Genomic DNA, 623 nt, shown 5'->3' on the forward strand with positions numbered 1-623 from the left:
GGTACTGGAATTCATAGAGCACTTTGGAGGGCAGCTATCTCCCGAATTGCTGACAGCAACGGATCATTACCAGAGCGCTACTTTGTTGCACGTCCTTATTCAGCGATCATTCTTCAGGGCTGCATCAGAAGTTTTTCACCATCTGGGCAGCCAGCCCGACTCCTCAGATAAGCGACGGTTGCTAGTGCTGCAGGATGTCAACGGGCTGAGCGTTCTGCACAGTATTTTTAGCCATGAAAATATTGGCTTTGCTTCTAATTTTATTGCCAGATGGTCTCAGTTAATCAAGGCAGAAGCTTTGGAAGCTGAAGATGGAGGTGGTGAAACGCCCCTGCACAAGCTGTTTGACAAAGAACCAGCCCCGGCAGTTAAACGGTTGATTTATCAATGTCTGGAAACCCTTGCCAGGCATTTTCACTCTGGTGTTTTAAGCAAAAAAAGGCTCAGTGATGGCAACACTGCGCTGCATCTATTATTCGCAAAGGCTGATCCAGCACTGACAAAAATGCTGCTGGATAACTGTTATCTCCAGCTTGACAGAGAAGTCGTATTCACAAGCAATGAGGCGGGTGAATCCATATTGCAAATATTGTTACGAAACAGCACCCCTGCAACAGCTGTCG

At 47.0% G+C, this 623-nt stretch carries 1 protein-coding gene; it reads left to right on the forward strand.

Going from position 1 to position 623, the window contains the following annotated elements:
* The coding region (locus E1189_RS22345) for a hypothetical protein (protein ID WP_196220870.1) at window positions 1–623 on the forward strand (623 nt) is incomplete at both ends.

Origin of the sequence: Parendozoicomonas verongulae (genome assembly GCF_009711465.1) — a bacterium.
Taxonomy (GTDB): domain Bacteria; phylum Pseudomonadota; class Gammaproteobacteria; order Pseudomonadales; family Endozoicomonadaceae; genus Sansalvadorimonas; species Sansalvadorimonas verongulae.